The sequence below is a fragment of the Caballeronia jiangsuensis genome (assembly GCF_046030135.1).
In the GTDB taxonomy this organism is placed as follows: Bacteria; Pseudomonadota; Gammaproteobacteria; order Burkholderiales; family Burkholderiaceae; genus Caballeronia; species Caballeronia jiangsuensis.
Genome location: NZ_JAQQDB010000021.1, coordinates 83,325 through 101,212 on the forward strand (window position 1 = coordinate 83,325; position 17,888 = coordinate 101,212).

Annotated in this window: 18 protein-coding genes; 11 read left to right on the forward strand and 7 right to left on the reverse strand. The window is 64.2% G+C overall.

Annotation, left to right across the window (positions count from 1 at the left end; genetic code table 11):
• Positions 1 to 3 precede the first annotated feature (3 nt).
• The 7 genes from cyoB (at position 4) to PQR08_RS22235 (ending at position 6,570) form a co-directional block, all read left to right on the forward strand.
• Positions 4 to 2,013 carry a cytochrome o ubiquinol oxidase subunit I gene (gene cyoB, locus PQR08_RS22205; RefSeq protein WP_250485771.1) on the forward strand — a complete coding sequence of 670 codons (2,010 nt, stop codon included), beginning with the start codon at positions 4 to 6 and terminating at the stop codon, positions 2,011 to 2,013.
• Positions 2,013 to 2,621, forward strand: a complete 609-nt coding sequence (gene cyoC, locus PQR08_RS22210; protein ID WP_250485770.1) for a cytochrome o ubiquinol oxidase subunit III — start codon at positions 2,013 to 2,015, stop codon at positions 2,619 to 2,621. Before cyoB ends, cyoC begins: the two co-directional genes overlap by 1 nt.
• Entirely contained in the window at positions 2,621 to 2,953 is a 333-nt protein-coding gene (gene cyoD / locus PQR08_RS22215) for a cytochrome o ubiquinol oxidase subunit IV (protein WP_250485769.1), read from the forward strand. Before cyoC ends, cyoD begins: the two co-directional genes overlap by 1 nt.
• Before the next feature lie 189 nt (positions 2,954 to 3,142).
• Positions 3,143 to 3,670: a 2,4'-dihydroxyacetophenone dioxygenase family protein gene (locus PQR08_RS22220; RefSeq protein WP_187608464.1), complete on the forward strand. Its 528-nt coding sequence runs from the start codon at positions 3,143 to 3,145 to the stop codon at positions 3,668 to 3,670.
• Between the two features lie 50 nt (positions 3,671 to 3,720).
• Positions 3,721 to 5,022 carry an MFS transporter gene (locus PQR08_RS22225; protein ID WP_238210711.1) on the forward strand — a complete coding sequence of 434 codons (1,302 nt, stop codon included), beginning with the start codon at positions 3,721 to 3,723 and terminating at the stop codon, positions 5,020 to 5,022.
• 11 nt (positions 5,023 to 5,033) lie between these two features.
• Entirely contained in the window at positions 5,034 to 5,762 is a 729-nt protein-coding gene (locus PQR08_RS22230; protein WP_238289679.1) for an SDR family NAD(P)-dependent oxidoreductase, read from the forward strand.
• Between the two features lie 10 nt (positions 5,763 to 5,772).
• Complete coding sequence (locus tag PQR08_RS22235) at positions 5,773 to 6,570, forward strand: IclR family transcriptional regulator (protein ID WP_035502304.1); 798 nt, start codon at positions 5,773 to 5,775, stop codon at positions 6,568 to 6,570.
• Here PQR08_RS22235 and PQR08_RS22240 read toward each other — a convergent pair.
• Positions 6,567 to 8,021, reverse strand: coding sequence for an AarF/UbiB family protein (locus PQR08_RS22240; protein WP_250485768.1), 1,455 nt, complete (start codon positions 8,019 to 8,021; stop codon positions 6,567 to 6,569). The two genes, PQR08_RS22235 and PQR08_RS22240, sit on opposite strands and share 4 nt — an antisense overlap.
• A gap of 357 nt (positions 8,022 to 8,378) precedes the next feature.
• Here PQR08_RS22240 and PQR08_RS22245 point away from each other — a divergent pair, with 357 nt between their 5' ends.
• Positions 8,379 to 8,789, forward strand: coding sequence for a hypothetical protein (locus PQR08_RS22245; RefSeq protein WP_238289674.1), 411 nt, complete (start codon positions 8,379 to 8,381; stop codon positions 8,787 to 8,789).
• Here PQR08_RS22245 and PQR08_RS22250 read toward each other — a convergent pair.
• Positions 8,765 to 9,232 carry a response regulator gene (locus tag PQR08_RS22250; protein WP_238210716.1) on the reverse strand — a complete coding sequence of 156 codons (468 nt, stop codon included), beginning with the start codon at positions 9,230 to 9,232 and terminating at the stop codon, positions 8,765 to 8,767. The two genes, PQR08_RS22245 and PQR08_RS22250, sit on opposite strands and share 25 nt — an antisense overlap.
• A gap of 210 nt (positions 9,233 to 9,442) precedes the next feature.
• Here PQR08_RS22250 and PQR08_RS22255 point away from each other — a divergent pair, with 210 nt between their 5' ends.
• Complete coding sequence (locus PQR08_RS22255) at positions 9,443 to 9,682, forward strand: hypothetical protein (RefSeq protein ID WP_106855302.1); 240 nt, start codon at positions 9,443 to 9,445, stop codon at positions 9,680 to 9,682.
• Here PQR08_RS22255 and PQR08_RS22260 read toward each other — a convergent pair.
• Genes PQR08_RS22260 through PQR08_RS22270 form a run of 3 tightly spaced genes read right to left on the reverse strand, consistent with a single transcriptional unit; the run spans position 9,679 to position 13,994 of the window.
• Positions 9,679 to 11,217, reverse strand: a complete 1,539-nt coding sequence (locus PQR08_RS22260; protein ID WP_250485767.1) for an efflux transporter outer membrane subunit — start codon at positions 11,215 to 11,217, stop codon at positions 9,679 to 9,681. The two genes, PQR08_RS22255 and PQR08_RS22260, sit on opposite strands and share 4 nt — an antisense overlap.
• A gap of 1 nt (position 11,218) precedes the next feature.
• Positions 11,219 to 12,805: a DHA2 family efflux MFS transporter permease subunit gene (locus PQR08_RS22265; RefSeq protein ID WP_250485766.1), complete on the reverse strand. Its 1,587-nt coding sequence runs from the start codon at positions 12,803 to 12,805 to the stop codon at positions 11,219 to 11,221.
• A 4-nt stretch (positions 12,806 to 12,809) separates the two neighbouring features.
• A complete protein-coding gene (locus PQR08_RS22270) occupies positions 12,810 to 13,994 on the reverse strand; it encodes an HlyD family secretion protein (protein WP_250485765.1) in 1,185 nt (394 codons plus the stop codon).
• Between the two features lie 310 nt (positions 13,995 to 14,304).
• Here PQR08_RS22270 and PQR08_RS22275 point away from each other — a divergent pair, with 310 nt between their 5' ends.
• A complete protein-coding gene (locus tag PQR08_RS22275) occupies positions 14,305 to 14,859 on the forward strand; it encodes a universal stress protein (RefSeq protein ID WP_250485764.1) in 555 nt (184 codons plus the stop codon).
• On the opposite strand, the gene PQR08_RS22280 is transcribed toward PQR08_RS22275, so the two are convergent.
• Complete coding sequence (locus PQR08_RS22280; RefSeq protein ID WP_250485763.1) at positions 14,838 to 15,584, reverse strand: IclR family transcriptional regulator; 747 nt, start codon at positions 15,582 to 15,584, stop codon at positions 14,838 to 14,840. The genes PQR08_RS22275 and PQR08_RS22280 overlap by 22 nt on opposite strands.
• A 101-nt stretch (positions 15,585 to 15,685) precedes the next feature.
• On the opposite strand from PQR08_RS22280, the gene PQR08_RS22285 reads away from it, so the two are divergent.
• On the forward strand, positions 15,686 to 16,879 hold the full coding sequence (locus PQR08_RS22285; RefSeq protein WP_250485762.1) for a fumarylacetoacetate hydrolase family protein: 1,194 nt from the start codon (positions 15,686 to 15,688) through the stop codon (positions 16,877 to 16,879).
• 7 nt (positions 16,880 to 16,886) lie between these two features.
• Here the strand turns inward: PQR08_RS22285 and PQR08_RS22290 are convergent, their stop codons facing one another.
• Complete coding sequence (locus PQR08_RS22290) at positions 16,887 to 17,870, reverse strand: substrate-binding domain-containing protein (RefSeq protein ID WP_250485761.1); 984 nt, start codon at positions 17,868 to 17,870, stop codon at positions 16,887 to 16,889.
• Positions 17,871 to 17,888 lie beyond the last annotated feature (18 nt).

Consider the following 17,888-nt stretch of genomic DNA (forward strand, 5'->3'; position numbering starts at 1 on the left):
GCCATGTTCGGCAAATTAACGCTTGAGGCGATCCCGTACCACGAGCCCATCATCATGGGGGCGACCGTCTTCATGGCGATCCTCGCACTCGGTACGGTCGCCCTTCTCACCAAACTCGGCAAATGGGGCTGGCTCTGGCGCGAGTATCTGACTTCGGTCGATCACAAGCGCATCGGCGTCATGTATCTCGTCGTCGCCGGGCTGATGCTCGTGCGCGGCTTCGCCGACGCCGTCATGATGCGCATTCAGCAGGCCATCGCGCTCGATTCGCCGGGGTATCTGCCGGCGCATCACTTCGACCAGATTTTCTCGGCCCACGGCACCATCATGATCTTCTTCATGGCCATGGCGCTGCTGGTCGCGTTCTTCAACCTCGTCGTGCCCCTGCAGATCGGCGCGCGTGACGTGGCCTTCCCGTTCATCAACTCGCTGTCGTTCTGGATGACGGCCGTGGCCGCTATCCTGATCAACCTGTCGCTCTTCATCGGCGAGTTCTCTTCGACAGGCTGGCTCGCGTATCCGCCGCTCTCCGAGACGCAGTTCAATCCGGGCGTCGGCGTGGACTACTACATCTGGGCGTTGCAGTTGTCCGGCATCGGCACGCTGCTGACGGCGGTGAACTTCTTCGTCACGATCGTGAAGATGCGCGCGCCCGGCATGACGTGGATGAAGCTGCCCGTCTTCACGTGGACGGCGTTCTGCTCGAACGTGCTGATCATGGCCACGTTCCCGATCCTGACCGTGGCGCTCGCGCTGCTGGCGCTGGACCGCTACATGGGCATGCACTTCTTCACGAACGACGGCGGCGGCAACCCGATGGTCTACCTGAACCTGATCTGGGCCTGGGGTCACCCCGAGGTCTACATCCTGGTTCTGCCCGCGTTCGGCATCTATTCGGAAGTGGTCGCGACGTTCTCGAAGAAGCCGCTGTTCGGCTACAAGACGATGGTCTGGGCGACGTGCTGCATCATGGTGCTGTCGTTCCTCGTGTGGCTGCACCACTTCTTCACGATGGGCTCGGGCGCGAACGTCAATGCCTTCTTCGGCATTATGACGATGATCATTTCCATCCCGACCGGCGTGAAGATCTTCAACTGGCTCTTCACGATGTATCGCGGCCGCGTGCAGTTCACGACGCCCGTGCTGTGGACCATCGGCTTCGTCATCACCTTCACGCTCGGCGGCATGACCGGCGTGATGCTGGCGATCCCGGGCGCGGACTTCGTGCTGCACAACTCGCTGTTTTTGATCGCGCACTTCCATAACGCGATCATCGGCGGCGTGGTGTTCGGTTACTTCGCGGGCGTGCAGTACTGGTGGCCGAAGGTGTTCGGCTTCAAGCTCGACGAAAAGCTCGGCCGCAACGCGTTCATCTGCTGGTTCGTGGGCTTCTTCGTCGCGTTCGTGCCGATCTACATCCTCGGCTTCATGGGTGCGACGCGCCGCCTGAATCACTACGACAACCCGGCATGGCAGCCCTTCTTCATCGCCGCTGCTGTCGGCGTGGGCATCATCGCGCTGGGCGTCGTGTTCCAGGTCCTGCAAATCGTCGTGAGCATCGTCCGCCGCAATCAGCCCGCGTATCGCGACATCAGCGGCGATCCGTGGAACGGCCGCACGCTCGAGTGGACGATGAGCTCGCCGCCGCCCGTCTACAACTTCGCGAATATCCCGGCCGTGCGCGCACTCGACGATTTCGCCGATGCCAAGGAACACGGCCGCATCGATGCGCGTCCGTACCGCGACATCCACATGCCGTCGAATACGAGCGCGGGTCTCGTGATCGGTCTGTTCGCGCTCGCATTCGGCTTCGCCGCGATCTGGCACATCTGGTGGCTGGCGGTCGCGGGTCTCGTCGGCATCGTCGCGACGGTGATCGGCTACAGCTTCCGTGAGAACGCCGGCTTCATCATCCCGGCTGCGACCGTGAAGTCGACCGAAGAGCGCAATCGTCCGCCGAAGTCGCCTGTGAAGGCCGCTACGGAGCGCGAACTCGAACTGGAGGCAATGTAATGTCGCAATCGACACTTTCCGCGCAGCATGCGCACGACCATGAGCACGAGCATCAGCCTCATTCGGTGTTCGGCTTCTGGGCCTACCTGATGACCGACTGCGTGCTGTTCGCGTCGCTCTTCGCGGCCTTCGCGATGTACGCGATGCAGACAGCAGGCGGCCCCACGGGCAAGGATCTATTCAACCTGACCGACGTCGCGTACGAAACGGCGCTGCTTCTCACGAGCAGCCTGACCTTCGGTTTCGCGATGATCTCGGCAACGCGCAAGAAGTCGGGTGCGGCGCTCGCGTGGCTCTTCGTCACGTTCGTGCTGGGCGCGGGCTTCCTGTGGCTGGAAGTGCACGAGTTCGCGCATCTGATCGCCGAAGGCGCGGGTCCGCAACGCAGCGCGTTCTGGTCGTCGTTCTTCACGCTGGTCGGCACGCACGGCCTGCACGTCACCATCGGCCTGATCTGGCTGGTCGTGCTGGCGGTGCAGATCGCGAGCAATCCCGAGATGAACGAGCGCGAGCTGCGTCGCCTCGCCTGCCTGAGCCTCTTCTGGCACTTCCTCGACATCGTCTGGATTTGCGTGTTTTCCTTCGTCTATCTCGGGAGCGTCGTCTGATGGCACATGCTCATACCAATTCGAACGACCTGCCGCACGTCACCGTGCGCGGATATCTCATCGGCTTCGTGCTGGCCGTGGTGCTGACCGTGGCGTCGTTCTGGGCAGCGACATCGGGCGCGTTCAGGGGCGAAAGCGCAATCGTCGCGCTCGCGGTGCTCGCTGCGGTGCAGGTCATCGTGCATGTGGTGTTCTTCCTGCACGTGAACGCGTCGAAGGGACAGCGCTGGCATGCGATGTCGTTCGCATACACCATTCTCATGTCGCTGATTCTGATCGTCGGCACGGTCTGGGTGATGCATAACGTGCATATGCTGATGATGGCGCGATAACTCGCTCGGCTTCATCGAGCGAATCGAAAGGCGGGCCCGCTTGCGGGTCCGCTTTCTTTTTGTCCGCGAATCTGCCTGCGTCCTGCACGAATTCGGCATCCGATGAAGAATCTTGACAATTCTCCGAACGAGGCAGAATATTTGTCCATAATTTGAATTCATCATCCACAATATGGACAAGGAGACGCAATGAGCGCGCCAAAGCCCGCGGCGGACGCCATGACGCCGTATCAACTTCCCTTCCCGAAAGAAGCGCAAAAGGAAATCGTCGTCCCTGCCGCGATTCCTGTCGACGAGCGCGAATGGGTTCCGCAAGCCGAAAACGTCTGGTTCCGTCCGCTGTGCCTGAACGTATCGACCGGGTACTGGATGAACCTTTTGCGCGTGCGCAAATCCGGCGTGCTGTCGCGCCATCGTCATCCGCAGGCCGTTCACGGCATGGTGCTGAAAGGCCGCTGGCGCTATCTGGAGCACGACTGGGAAGCGACCGAAGGCAGCTACGTCTTCGAGCCGCCCGGCGAAACGCACACGCTCTACGTGCCGGAAGACGTCGAAGAGATGATCACCTACTTTCAGGTGAACGGCGTGATGTTCTATTGCGACCCGTACGGCAACTACACCGGCTACGAGGACGTGTTCACCAAGGTCGACATGTGCCGCAAGCACTACGAGTCGGTTGGTCTCGGCGCGGATTTCGTCGATCAGTTCATTCGTTAATTTCCCAAACCACCTCTAGCAGACTCAAAAGAGCATTCGGAGGAGACACCATGCTGGAAAAATCACCGCGCCTGAAGCGCGTTCAGATCGTCGCGATCGCGTTTCTGATGCTCGCGGGCATCGTGAACTATCTCGATCGCAGCACGCTATCCATCGCGAATCACTCCGTCACGCAGGAACTCGGCCTCTCCGCTTCGCAGATGGGCCTGCTGCTCTCCGCGTTCTCGTTCGCCTATGCATTCTCGCAGTTGCCCATCGGCGTGATGCTCGACCGCTTCGGCGCGCGCATCATGCTCGGCCTCGGCATGTTCGTCTGGTCGGTCGCGCAGTTGTTCGGCGGGCTAGTCACGAACCTGCATCAGTTCCTCGCGGCGCGCATCGCGCTCGGCATCGGCGAGGCGCCGCAGTTTCCGGCGGGCGCGAAGGTCGTGTCGGAATGGTTCGCGCAACGCGAGCGCGGCAAGCCGACAGGCATTTTCGTCACGTCATCGACGATCGGACCCGCGCTCGCGCCACCGATCCTCACCGTGCTCCTGCTCAACTTCGGCTGGCGCAACATGTTCGTCATCATGGGCGCGCTCGGCATTGCGGTGTCGATCGGCTGGTACATCGTCTATCGCAATCGCCGCGACGTGAAGCTCGAAGCGCATGAGCTCGCGCATCTGACCGAAGGCGAGCCGGCGCAGCGCGCGGAACGCAACATGACCTTCGCGGAATGGCGCGGCCTCTTCGGCAAGGCGACCACGTGGGGCATGATCTTCGGCTTCATGGGCGTGATCTACATGGTGTGGCTGTACCTCACGTGGCTGCCCGCGTATCTCGAACACGAGCGTCATCTGACGATCGCGAAGACCGGCTGGGTCGTGACGATTCCGTATCTCGCGGGCACGCTCGGCATGCTGTCGTCGGGCTTTATCGCCGATGGCCTGATGGCGCGCGGCGTCGCCCCGATCCGCAGCCGCAAGTGGCCGATCTGCTCTGGCCTCATCGGCGGCGCGCTCTTCACGGTGCCGGCCGCGTTCACGCCGAACCTCACGCTCGCGATCGTCTATCTCTCAGCCGCGATGTTCTTCGTCAACATGGCGAGCGGCGCGGCCTGGGCGCTTGTTTCCGTCGCGGCGCCGCGCCACATGGTCGCGTCGCTCGGCAGCATCCAGAACTTCGGCGGCTATTTCGGCGGCTCGTTCGCGCCGTTCATCACCGGTCTCGTGGTCGACAAGACGCACTCGTTCGTGAACGCGTTCCTGATCAGCGCGGGCGTCGCGTTCGCCGCCGCGCTCGTCTACATGTTCGTCGTGCGTTCGCCGATCGAAGACGCCGAGCAGCAGGCCGCGCCCGTACCCGCCGTATAAATCACACCGTTATGACTTTTCAAGCTGATCTCTTCAAGGGCAAGACCGTCGTCGTGACCGGCGGCACGCAGGGCATCGGCGCGGGCATCGCGCAGCAGTTCGCGGCGCTCGGCGCGCGTGTCGTCGCGGCGGGGCTCGCGCCGACCGATGACCAGCGCGACGCCTTGGGCAAGGGCATCGAACTCGCCGCGCTCGATGTCGCCGATGCCGCCAGCACCGCCGCGCTGTTCGCGACGCTCGACACGCTCGACGTGCTCGTCAATTGCGCCGGCATGATCCGTCGCGGCGACGAGCACGACATCGAAACGTTCGAGCGCGTCATCGCCGTGAATCTGAACGGCACGATGCGCATGTGCGCGGCCGCGCGCCCCTTGCTCGCGAAGAGCCGCGGCTCGATCGTCAACACGGCGTCGATGCTGACGTTCTTCGGCGGCGGTCTCGTGCCCGCGTACAGCGCGAGCAAGGGCGGCGTCGCGCAATTGACGAAGTCGCTCGCGATCGCCTACGCCGCCGACGGCATCCGCGTGAATGCGGTCGCGCCCGGCTGGATCGCGACGCCGCTCACGCAGGCGCTTCAGGAAGACGACGGCCGCTCGCAAGCGATCCTCGAACGCACGCCGATGAAGCGCTGGGGCCTGCCGGAAGACGTCGCGCGGGTGACGGCGTTTCTCGCGTCGCCGGCGGCGTCGTTCATGACGGGCGCGATCGTGCCCGTCGATGGCGGTTATCTCGTGGCATGATTCACGCATCATGCCTTCAGACACCACTTCTCTCGACGCCGCCAAGGCCTCCGGCACCGCCGCCTTCTCGAAGTTCATGGCGGTGCTGCAACTCATCGCCGATGCCGACGAGCCGCCGACCATCGCGCGTCTCACGGCCGCGAGCGGCTATCCGCGCCCGACGGTGTATCGCATCGTCGGCGCGTTGCTCGCGGAAGGGCTGGTGGTCGAAAGCGCGCGTGGCGGATGCTACGCGCTAGGCCCGCGTCTGATGTCGCTCGCGAGCCGAAGCTGGGAGCGCTCGGACCTGCGCATTGCCGCTGCTGATGCCTTGCAGACGCTGCGCGACGCAACGCAGGAAACCGTGCATCTGGCGGTGCGCAGCGGCTCGGAAATGGTGTATGTCGAAAAGCTCGAAAGTCCGCACGCGGTGCGCATGGCTTCGCGCATCGGCACGCGCGTGACGCTTTATTCGAGTTCCGTCGGCAAGGCGTATCTGTCGACGCAATCGCCCGCCGAACGCGACGCGCTCCTGCAAGGCATCGCGTTCGCGCGCTTCACGCCGAACACGATCGTCGATCGTAAAGCGCTCGACGCCGAACTCGACGCGACGCACACGCGCGGCTACGCGGAAGACCGCGAGGAAAACGAAGCGCAGATTTTCTGCTACGGCAGCGCGATTGTCGGCGCGAACGGCGCGACGCTCGGCTGCGTGAGCGTCAGCATTCCGCTGTTCCGAAAGAGCGCGACGCCGCTCGAAACCTACATCACGCCGCTCAGGGAAGCGTGCCGCGCGATCGCGGAGCGCATGAGCCCGGGCACGCGCTAACGAAACACCGTGCCGCGCGTGCGTTGCGTCGCCGCCGCGTAGTGCGCGATGAGCGACGGCAACCGCGGCAGCGTATGCGGCCAGTGCGTCGCTTCATGCGCGAGGCGCGCCGCCAGACTTCGGAAACTCAACTGATCCGCGGCGAGCCGCACGATGACCTTGCGCGCGATCTTCCACACATCGACATCCGGCGCGATGTCCTCAGCGACACGCTCGATCCTTTCCGCCGCTCTCGACAGCAACACCGCCCGCGACGCGATGCGCCCGTGCGCCGCGCTGAACATATGCTCGGCGGGCGCCTTGCCGATCGCGCCGAACAGATGCGCGACGCCCGCGCCGTGCCTTGCATGCGGCGACGCGAAACGCTCCGCCTCCCGCCGATACGTCGCTTCGACGCGCACCTCGTGATGCGTCACGTTCGCGCCGGGCCGGCCGTGCTCCAGATGCGCGCGGGCCGCCGCCTTGTGATCGCCCTCCATGAGCGCATGCGACACGCCGACGAGAAAATCGCGCTCGTGAGCGGCGAAGATCATCATCGGGTTATCGGCTTCGAGCACGATCTGGCCGCGCGTGTCCGGCTCGATGCTCACGCGCGCGCCCGCCGCATCCAGTCCCGCGTGATACAGCCCGACGCCCAGCGCCATTTCGAAGAACGCTTCGATGAGCGTCGCGAGGACGTCGGCCTGATCGAGCCCGCACGATGCGAGCGTTTCCGCATCCGACAGCGCCGCCGTTTCGATCGCGCGCGTGGTCAGCACGGCGTCGTTGCAATAGTCCCAGAGCACTTCGGGCACGGCGAGGCGGTTGTCCTCGCGCAGCTGGAAGCGCAGGTAACTCTGATCGGCCGCGCGCTGACGCAAGTCGATCATTGCATCGACGCTCTCTCGCGCGCGACGAACCCATTCCACCGGATGCATGTCGCGCGCCTTCGTCGAGCGTCGCTCCGCGAAACGCGCCGCCGCGAGCGCGAGATCCAGATCGTCTTCGAGTTCGGCACGCGTGTCCGCGCGCAGCAGCGTGACGCGCACGGGGAACGCGCCGATGCGCGCGACGTGCGTCTGCTCCGCGACGCCCGAGCGTAGCGGCACGTCGCTCAGCGCCGTGAGTTCGAAGGACAGCGTGGCGGGAAACGCCGCTTTGCAAGCCGTGCGAAAGCGTTCCGCATCGTAGGGCGTAAAGAGTCCGTCGAGTTCGGAAAGCGCGACGCGCACCGCCGTTTCCGCAAGCGCGGGATGACGCGCGAGCGCGCCGGATGCGTTCTCCAGCACGCGTGAAAGCTGCGAGAGCGCGGGCACGCCGGCGCCGAGCGGCGCGGCACGCGCGCCATGCGTCGCGAAGAAGCGCGCGACGCGCGTCATCGCCGCGCCGTCGTCGGTCAGGTGCGTCTGATGGCTTTCATGCACGAACGCGCGGCCAAGTCGCCAGAGCGTCGCGAGTCGTCGGACGAACAAATTCAGGCTCGGTGAAAGTGAGTTGGAAACCGCTGAAAGGCTGAAATGCCGTCGTGCATGGCATCCGGATTGGTCAATGTGTAACACGATTCGGCCGGGCATGCACGTGGATCGCTATTTGTTTCGGCATCCTTCGTAGGTGCATTTCGTCTCGGGCGTTTCGATTTCCGATTCAGTTCGGGATCCGTCTTCAGCGCAGCGAATTGTTCACCACTGTATCTTTTTGTCGATGCACAATTCAGAACAGTCCTAATACGGTATCTTATTAATACGCAAAGTACAGCGTATCAACATCAAGTCCGAGGTAACTTCGAGCGCCTGTGCAAGAAGACTCATAACGATAAATCGAGAGGCGCCATGCAAGACCATTCCGAGCCGCCAATGGCGAAAGCGATGTACATCCTTGGGCAGATCGGCGCGATCATCTGCCATGAACGCGGCCCGCGCCCGCAGACAGCGGTGCTCACGAAGATGGCATCGCGGCCAGCCGAGGGGTTTTCGATCGCCGTCGCGAGAATGAACGAAATGTGCCCGCCGCGACGCGGATATCGCCGCGCGCTGCTGCAATGGAAGCACAAGGAGATCGACCGTCTGAGCCGGATGCTGCCCGATCCTCTGCCGACGGCCGCATCCGCGCATACGCAGATGCCGTTCTGGGCCGGCTATTGCCAGTACTGGGAAGACATGCTGAAAGAGCACGCCCAGCGCGATATCAACCATCTCGTGCTGAAGCTCGATGTCATTCAGCGCACGCGCACGGATGCGTGATCGCCCTCGCCTTCCCGCGTCGAAAAATAGCCGCGCAGCACCGCGATCATCCCGTCGAGTTCCGTCGGCTTGACGAAGTAGCCGTTGAAGCCGGTGCGCTGCGCGCGCGTCAGGTCTTCCGGGTCCGTGCGGCTCGTATGCGCGATCAGCAACATCGAAATATCGATCGCGCGGATCGCTTCGGCGGCTTCCCAGCCATCGCCGAGCGGCATCATCAGATCGAGCAGCACGACGCCCGGCCGCCATTTGCGCGCGATCGACACCGCGTCGAGCCCCGTGTGCACCGCGCGCACGGTGAACTCGGCGTCTTCCAGCGCAAGACAGATCGCGCGGGTCGCCTCCAGATCGTCATCGGCGATGAGCACGCGCGGCTCGTCGTGGCGCGTCGCGCACGGCGGAATCTGCCACAGCGCTTGCGAAGGAACACGGTCGTGTCGTTGCATCGTTTGGGCCTCGGAATGGATGGAGATGACAGCAACGATCATTCCCTCGCGAGCGTTCGGAAGTCATCGTCAGGCGTCATGCGGCTCGCCGACGTTACACTTCGGGATTACCCGGTGGCTGTCGCGGCGCGCCGATGCACGGGCGCCGTGCAGGATCTTCATCGCCGTGCGTGACGATGGTGCATACATCCCCAAACGAGAGGCTAAACGATGTTCGTCGTGTATTGGCTCGGCGGCAACCCTGATATCGAGGGCGCGGCACGCTTCAAGAGGTTCGATGAAAACGCGCTCGCCGACGCGCTGCGCTTTGCGGAAGCGCTGCGCAAGCGCCAGGCCGATGGCGACGACATCGGCTTCGTCACGCTATGCAGTGAAAACCCGCATGCGGTCGGCAAGCCGGGCGTCGCCGATCCGCCCGCCGATTACGACTGGAAAAAGCGCCGCCGTTAATTTTGCGCGGTCGCGGATTCATCGTCCTGCCATCCGCCGCCGAGCGACTTGTAGACAGCGATGAGATCGGTCGTCACGTTGACCGTCGATTGCGCGAGTTGCTCGCGCGTCTGCGCAAGCTGGCGCTCGGCATCGAGCACGGTCACGAAGGGCGTGATGCCCTTGCGATAGCTCTCCGTCGCGAGTTGCAGGCTGACGCGGTTCGCTTCGACGGTGCGCGTGAGCGCCGCGCGCCGGTCCTGCTCCGTGCGATACGAAACCAGTGCGTTATCCACTTCCTGCAACGCATTGAGCACGGTTTGCCGATACTGCAACGCCGCTTGCCCCGCCTGCGCCTTCGCCACACGTACGTTCGCACGCAACGCGCCGCCCTCGAAGATCGGCAGCGAAATGCTCGGCCCGATCGACCAGAACAAACTCGACCAATGCGCGAGATAGCGCGCCTTCGTAGCACGCGTGCCCACTTGTCCAGTTAGTGAGATATCCGGATACATCTGCGCGACCGCGACGCCCACTTCCGCCGTCGCCGAATGCAGTTGCGCTTCGGCCCGACGGATATCGGGACGCCGGCGCGCGAGCGTCGATGGCAAGCCGACCGGCACCGTCGGCGGCACGGGCGGCACCGCGAGCGCATCCGACAGTTCCGCGTCCAGCGTGCCCGGCGCGCTGCCGGTCAGCACGGCGAGGCCGTTCAGCGCCTGCGCGATCTGCGCATCGAGCGTCGGCAGTTGCGCCTGCAACGATCCGACTTGCGCGCTCGCGCTTTGCACGTCCTGCTGACTCGTCAGGCCGACGCGCGCCTGTTCGCGCGTGAGGTCGAGAATCTGCTGCTCGGCGTCGATTTCGGCGAGCGTGATCTGCTTGATCGTCTGCGCGCCGCGCAGCTGTGCGTACGTACGTGCGACTTCCGATTCAAGCGACACGAGCGCATCGTTGCGGCTTTCGATCTCGGCCTGCGTCTGCGCATTCGCCGATTCGACCGAGCGCCGCACGCGACCGAAGAGATCCAGTTCCCACGATGCATCGAAGCCGTCCTGAAAGAGCGTGACCGGCCCCGTCGCCGAGTCGATGCCCTGACGTATCTGCGCGCCGTTCGCACCGAGACTGTCGAGCCGGTCGTACACGCCCTGCGATTCGAGCAGGCCTTTCACGCCCAGTTGCTGACGCTTCACACTCGCGCTCGCACTGACTTGCGGCAAGCCCTGCGCCGCCGCCGACACGCTTTCTTCACGCGCCGCCGCGATGCGCAGCACCGCGCTCTGCAAATCGAGATTGCCCGCGACCGCGCGATCGATCAGCGAATCCAGCGTCGGATCGTTGAACTGCTTCCACCAGCGCGGATCGGGATCGGCCGAAGTCTGCGCCGTCGATGGCGAATCCGCATGCGGCACGCGCGGATCGTCCGGCGCGTTCTGTGCGCGCTGCGTGTCGCTCCAGTCGGCGCGGACATCGGCTTTCGGGGGCGTGTAGTCGGGGCCGACCGCGCAGGCGCTCAACGCGAGCGCGAGCATCGGCATACTGTGACGTAATCTCATCTCAATGCCCTCCCGCCTGGCCCGACGCCTTCACGGGCGAAAAGAAGAACGTCAGCGGAATGAACAGGAACGCGAAGATCGCGCACGCGGCGAACACATCGAGATACGCGAGGATCGTCGCCTGCGAAACGAGCGTCTTGTACATCTGGCCGGTCGCGGCGGACATCGCCTGCGTCATCGTCTGGCCGGAGTCCATCAGGGTGCGCGCGATGCGCTGCACCGCTTCGTTGTAGGGCTGATTGAGCGGCGTCAGATGCTCGACCATATGCGCCATGTTCGCCTGCGTGCGCTCGCGGATCATCGCGGTCGCGAGCGATATGCCGATCGAGCCGGCGACGTTGCGGAACATCGTGAAGAGCGCGGACGCGTCGTTGTTCATCGATTTCGGCAAGGACAGATACGCGAGCGTCGTCACCGGCACGAACAGAAAGCCGATGCCGATGGACTGCGCGCTGCGCATCTTCGTCAGCGTCACATAGTCGATGTTGGGCACGAGATGATGCGAATACAGCAACGCGCATCCCATCAGAAAGAAGCCGAACGCCACGAGAAAGCGCGTCTGGATCACATTCATCAACTTGCTGACGATGGGGATCAGAAACACGATGCATATCGCGCCGGGCGACAGCACGAGACCCGCGAGCGTCGCGGTGTAGCCGAGTTGCTGTTGCGCGAGTTGCGGTATCAAGACGGCGCTTCCGTAAAGCACCGACGCGAAACCGACGATCGCCGCCGAGCCGAGCGCGAAGTTGCGGTCCTTCAGCACGCGCAGATCGACCACGGGTTTCTTCGCGTACAAGAGCCACACCGTCGCGCCGACGATACCCACCGCCGCGAGCACCGCGAACGTCACGATGAAGTTCGACGAGAACCAGTCGTCGTCCTCACCGCGATCGAGAAACACTTGCAGACAGCCGAGCCCGAGCCCGATCAGCCCGATGCCGACCACGTCGATGCCCACCTTCTTCGGGTCCTGCCGCTTTTCCCACGGCGGGTCTTCGACGAACTGCGTCACCGCGATGGTCGTCAGCACGCCCACCGGCACGTTGATGAGAAAGACCCAGCGCCACGTGAAGTTATCGGTGATCCAGCCGCCGAGCGTCGGGCCGAGCACGGGCGCGACGACGATCGCGACCGCCGAGATCGAGAACGCGCGGCCGCGCTGCTCGGGCGGAAAGGTATCGAGAATGATCGACTGCTGGCTCGGCTGCAGGCCGCCGCCGAAGAAGCCCTGCAAAATACGAAAGATGATGAGTTGCCCAAGATTCGTCGCGATGCCGCACATGAAGGAGCAGACGGTGAACGCCGCGATGCAGATGAGGAAGTAGCGCTTGCGTCCGAGAATTTTCGAGAAGTACGCGGACAGCGGCAGCACGATGCCGTTCGCGACGAGATAGGACGTGAGCGTCCACGTCGCTTCGTCGTAGCTCGCGGACATGGTGCCGGAGATGTGCGGCAGCGCGACGTTCACGATGGTCGTGTCGAGCACTTCCATGAACGCCGCGAGCGTCACGACGACGGCGATCAGCCACGGATTCGCGCTCGGCTTCCAGCCGCTGTGATCGTGTTGCGCGGTGGTATCGCTCATGGTTTCAATGCCGCAGCATGACGGTCGGCACGACGGACAGTCCGAGCGGCAGCGACGTGCCCGGCTTCAGTCCATCGTCGATGAGAATCTTCACCGGCACGCGCTGCACGATCTTCACGAAGTTGCCCGTCGCGTTTTCGGCCGGGAACGCGGAGAAGCGCGAACCGCTGCCGAGCTGCACGCTGTCGACATGACCGTGCAGCTTCATGGCGGGATACGCATCGACATCGATATCGACCTTGTCGCCCGGCTGCATCCGATCCAGTTGCGATTCCTTGAAGTTCGCGGTGACCCAGACGCGCGTCGTGACGAGCGTGAGAATCGACGTGCCCGCTTGCAGAAACGTGCCGAATTGCACGTTGCGCTTCGTGATCCAGCCATCGGCCGGTGCGCGCAGTTCCGTGTACGAGAGATTCAGTTGCGCCGCCTCGACCTGCGCCTGTGCCTGACGCACCTGCTGACGCCGCTCCTCGACCGTCGCGAGCACCTGCGCGATCTGCTGCGGCACGAGGCTCGCGGTGCGCACCTGCGCGCGTGCCTGCGCGACGTTCGCCTGCGCGCTTTTCTGCTGCGCGTCGGCGGTATCGATGTTCTGTTGCGAGGTCGCGCGAATATCGACGGAATGCTGACGCTCGTAAGCCGCGCTCGCCTGCACGAGATTGGCGCGCGCCGTGAGCTCCTGCGCCTGAGCCTGCGCGAGCTGCGCGGGATACTGCACGCGCGCGACTTCGAGCTGCGTTTCCGATGCATGCAGTTGCGCCTGCGCGAGTCCGAGTTGCGCGCTGGCCTGATCGAGTTGCGCCTGATAATCGCGCGGATCGATCTTGATGAGCAGATCGCCCCGATGCACGAAGCGGTTGTCGTCGATGTTCATCGTCACGACGTAGCCCGATACCTTCGGCGCAATCGTGACGGCGTCGCCGTCGGTGTAGGCGTCGTCGGTGCTGACCTGATTGCGCGTCAGGAACCACCAGACGAAAGCGCCGATCGCCAAGACGACGACCACGATGCCCAGAATGATGAGCGGCTTCTTGCCGGGCTTTTTGGCGGGCTTCTTTTCGTCGTCGCCGTCGTCTTTCTCTTTGTCGTCCTTCGCATCTTTGTCTTTATCGGATGCATCGCCGTGCGAAGACGCGCGCTCGCGTTCGCGCGCGTCGTCTTGGGTATCGGAGTCGTCTCGATCTGACATCGCCGCTCACTTTCGGGTGGTTCCCGGACGAACGCCGGGCGGAACCGCAGGCTGAACTTGCGTGGAATGCGCGAATGCCGCTCGTGCAAAGGCATTCGGGCGACGGGAAGCAAACACCGTTCCCCAGGCAGCGCGATGCGCTCGAAACCGAACGTGTGTGCGGGCTGGCGCGAAAAGCGCAGCCGGCGCGCGCCGAAGCCCGGTCGCGCGATTGTTAAGTTCCTTTGTAAAAGATGCAGGCTCGCGCTCATTTGCAGCTAACTTTGCGCGCCGATCATCCGGTCTGAGCGAACCACACCGGAGACCCATCATGTACAAGCACATTCTCGTCGCGGTCGGCACGAGCCTCAGCGAAAGCGCCCTGACCACCGCCATCACGCGCGCCCGCGCCTGCAATGCGAGGCTCACAGCACTGCATATCGTCGATCAGATGCCGTGGTGGGCCATCGTCACCGCCGACAGCAATCCGGGCGACACGCTCGATGTCATCGACGATCACGCGCGGGCCGTGACACGCTATGCGGCGCGCCTGATCGACAGCGCGGGCATCGACGGCGTCGCGCGCAGCATCACGCAGCCGCTCGACGGCACGAGCGTCGGCGAGCTGATCGCGAAGGAGGCGAAAGCGGCAGGCGCGGATCTCATCGTGCTCGGCGGCGAAGCGGATACCGGCTGGCGTCACGGCGAAGCGCGTCTGCGCGACGTTGTCTGCTCACACGCACGCTGCGATGTGCTGATCGCGGCGCACGCGGCGGCGCCGCTGCATGCGGAGAAGGAAATGGCATCGATCGAGGCGCGCTTCGCCGCTTCGGCGGGCCGCGTGGACGCGCACGCGTCGCATCGTCAGAGCGACGCGCGCAAGTGAGATGCGAGTTGCACGATGCCGATCGAAATCTGCTTTTCACGCTTCGGATCGAGCCGTCCGATGGGCACGCTCGTCGATACCGCGACGCGCTTGCCCGCCGGCGTCCTCCCGACATAGGCCGCGAAGCACGCGAGACCTTCGGCGACTTCCTCTCGCTCGACGGCGAGCCCGCTCGCGCGGATCGACGCGAGTTCGCGTAACAACGCCGCGCGCCGCGTGATGGTGCGCGGCGTTACTGCTTCGAGACGCTCGGGAAGGCGTTCGATCACGGCTTCATCGGTCATTCCGGCGAGCAGCGCCTTGCCGAGCGCGCAGCAGTGCGCGGGCAGACGCGAGCCGAGATCCGACACGAGCCGCACCGGACGATGCGCATCCTCCCGCGCGATATAGACCACCTGCACGCCGTCGAGCACCGCGAGCTGCACGACCTCGTTGTGCTTGTTGATGAACGCGCCCGCGCCCTCGCGAAACGCGGCCTGCAGCTTGTCGTGACGCACGTATGCGTTGCCGAGCTCGAAAAGGCCGACGCCGATCATGTAGCCGTCGTCGTGCTTTTCGATCCATTGCATGCGCGCGAGCGTTTCGAGCATCAGATAGACCGTGCTGCGCGAGAGGCCGGTCTCTTCGGCGAGCGACGCGGCGCGCACCGGTTTCGCGGCGGCGGCGAGGGCTTCGAGAATGTCGCTTGCGCGGCGCAGCGCGGGGACGTCGTAGGTTTTTTCCATGTGCGAATATTCCAACAGGTTGGATAAATAATCAACCCGATGGACACTGCCACGCACGCGGGCTACGATCGCCTTTCCCTTCCCGCCCGTCATTCGCCTACATGCAAACCGTCAACGTCTCCTCCTTTCTGCCCGAAGATTTCGCCGACGCCGTGCTGATCGGCCGTGTCTGGCGTCCCGCGCCCGTGAACGGTCCCGCCGTCGTCGCGGTGCGCCGCGGTGAGGTGTTCGACATCACGCGCGCCGCGCCGACGACAGCCGATCTCTTCGACAGCGCCGATGCGCTCGACATCGCCCGCAATGCAGAAGGCGAGCATCTCGGCAACGTTCAGGATCTGCTGCAAGCGACGCTCGACGGTTCCGCCGATGCCTTGCGCCTGCTCGCGCCCTGCGACGTGCAGGCCGTGAAGGCGTGCGGCGTCACGTTCGCGGTGAGTCTGCTGGAACGCGTGATCGAGGAACAGGCCGGCGGCGACGCGAGCCGCGCGCAGGAAGTGCGCGACACGATCAACAAGCTGATCGGCGCGGATCTGTCAAAGATCAAGCCGGGTTCCGAAAGCGCGGCGAAGCTGAAGGCCGAACTCGAGCGACGCGGCGCGTGGTCGCAATACATGGAAGTCGGCATCGGGCCGGACGCGGAAGTGTTTTCGAAGTCGCAGCCGATGTCGTCGGTGGGATTCGGCGCGGACGTCGGCCTGTATCCGACATCGCAATGGAACAACCCGGAACCGGAGATCGTGCTCGCGGTGAATGCGCGCGGCGAGATCGTGGGCGCGACGCTCGGCAACGACGTTAATCTGCGCGATATCGAAGGCCGCAGCGCGCTGTTGCTCGGCAAGGCGAAGGACAACAACGCGTCGTGCGCGATCGGCCCCTTCGTGCGGCTGTTCGATGGACGCTTCACGCTGGATTCGGTGCGCGCTTCGAGCCTGTCGCTGCGTATCGAAGGCGCGGACGATGGCTTCGTGCTCGACGGCGTGAGCCACATGAGCGAAATCAGCCGCGATCCGGCCGATCTCGTCACGCAGACGCACGGCGCGCATCATCAGTATCCGGACGGCTTCATGCTGTTCCTCGGCACGATGTTCTCGCCGATCAAGGATCGCGATACGAAGGGCGGCGGGTTCACGCATCATCTCGGCGATGTCGTGACGATCTCGACGCCCAGCCTCGGGGCGCTGGTCAATACGGTGAGGTTGTCGACCGAGATCGAGCCCTGGACGTTTGGGGTGAGGGCGTTGTATCAGAGTCTTGCGGCGCGCGGGTTGTTGGGGAACGCCGGCCAGGCAAGCTGAAGCCCTCTCACGACGCCCCGAACCGAAACCCCTTCGCCTGCCCCTTCGTCACCAGCTGAACCGGCGTCTCCATATACGGCGACAAATCCCTTTGCCGCCGCTTTTCGAGCAACGCCTTCACCGCGACATCCACGCCGAACACCGCCTGCCGCGCGCCGAACTGCTCGACCGTCGCGAGCAGGCGGCCATCGTCGAGCATCGGCTGCACGGCGTCGATGTTGTTGTAGCCCGTCACCAGCACGCGGCCCTTCTTGCCGGCGATACGGATCGCGTCGATCGCGCCCATCGCGATATTGTCGTTCGCGCAGAGCAGGCCGCGCACATCCGGATGCGCGTAAAGCATCTGCAACGCGATCGACTTGCCGCTCGCCGCGGTCCAGTCGCCGCTGTCGGCATCGGCGATGCGCAGTCCCGCCGCGTTCATCGCATCCTTGAAGCCGAGCGTGCGCTGCTGCGCGTTGAGATCGTTCGGCGGCCCCTCGATGATGCCGACCTCGTCGCCCGCCTTCAGCTTCGAGCCGAGATACGCGCCGACGAGCTTCGCTCCGCGCCGGCTATCCGGCCCGACGAACGGAATCGTGATGTTCGCCGCGTCCTGCGCGGCTTCGTCGAATGGATTGTCGATCGCGATCACGATGATGCCCGCCCCGATCGCCTTCACGGCCACCGGCAGCAGCGCCTTCGAATCCGCGGGCGCGATGACGATCGCGTTGACTTTCGCATCGATCAGCGTTTCGACGATGTGGATCTGCCCGGCTACGTCGTTGTCCGTGAGCGTGCCGTTCGTCGCGAGATCGAGCTGCGACGCGTAGTGCCGCTGGTAATTGCGCGCGCCTTCGATCATCGACGTGACGAACGGATCGTTCAGCGACTTCATGACGAGCGCGACGGTGGCCTTGTCGGACGCCGCGCGCACGTCGCGCGCACGCACGACCGCGCAAGCGCTCAGGGCGCAGGCGGCAAGCAGGCGTCGGCGGACAAGGCTCGTCATGGAATATTGAGACGGAAG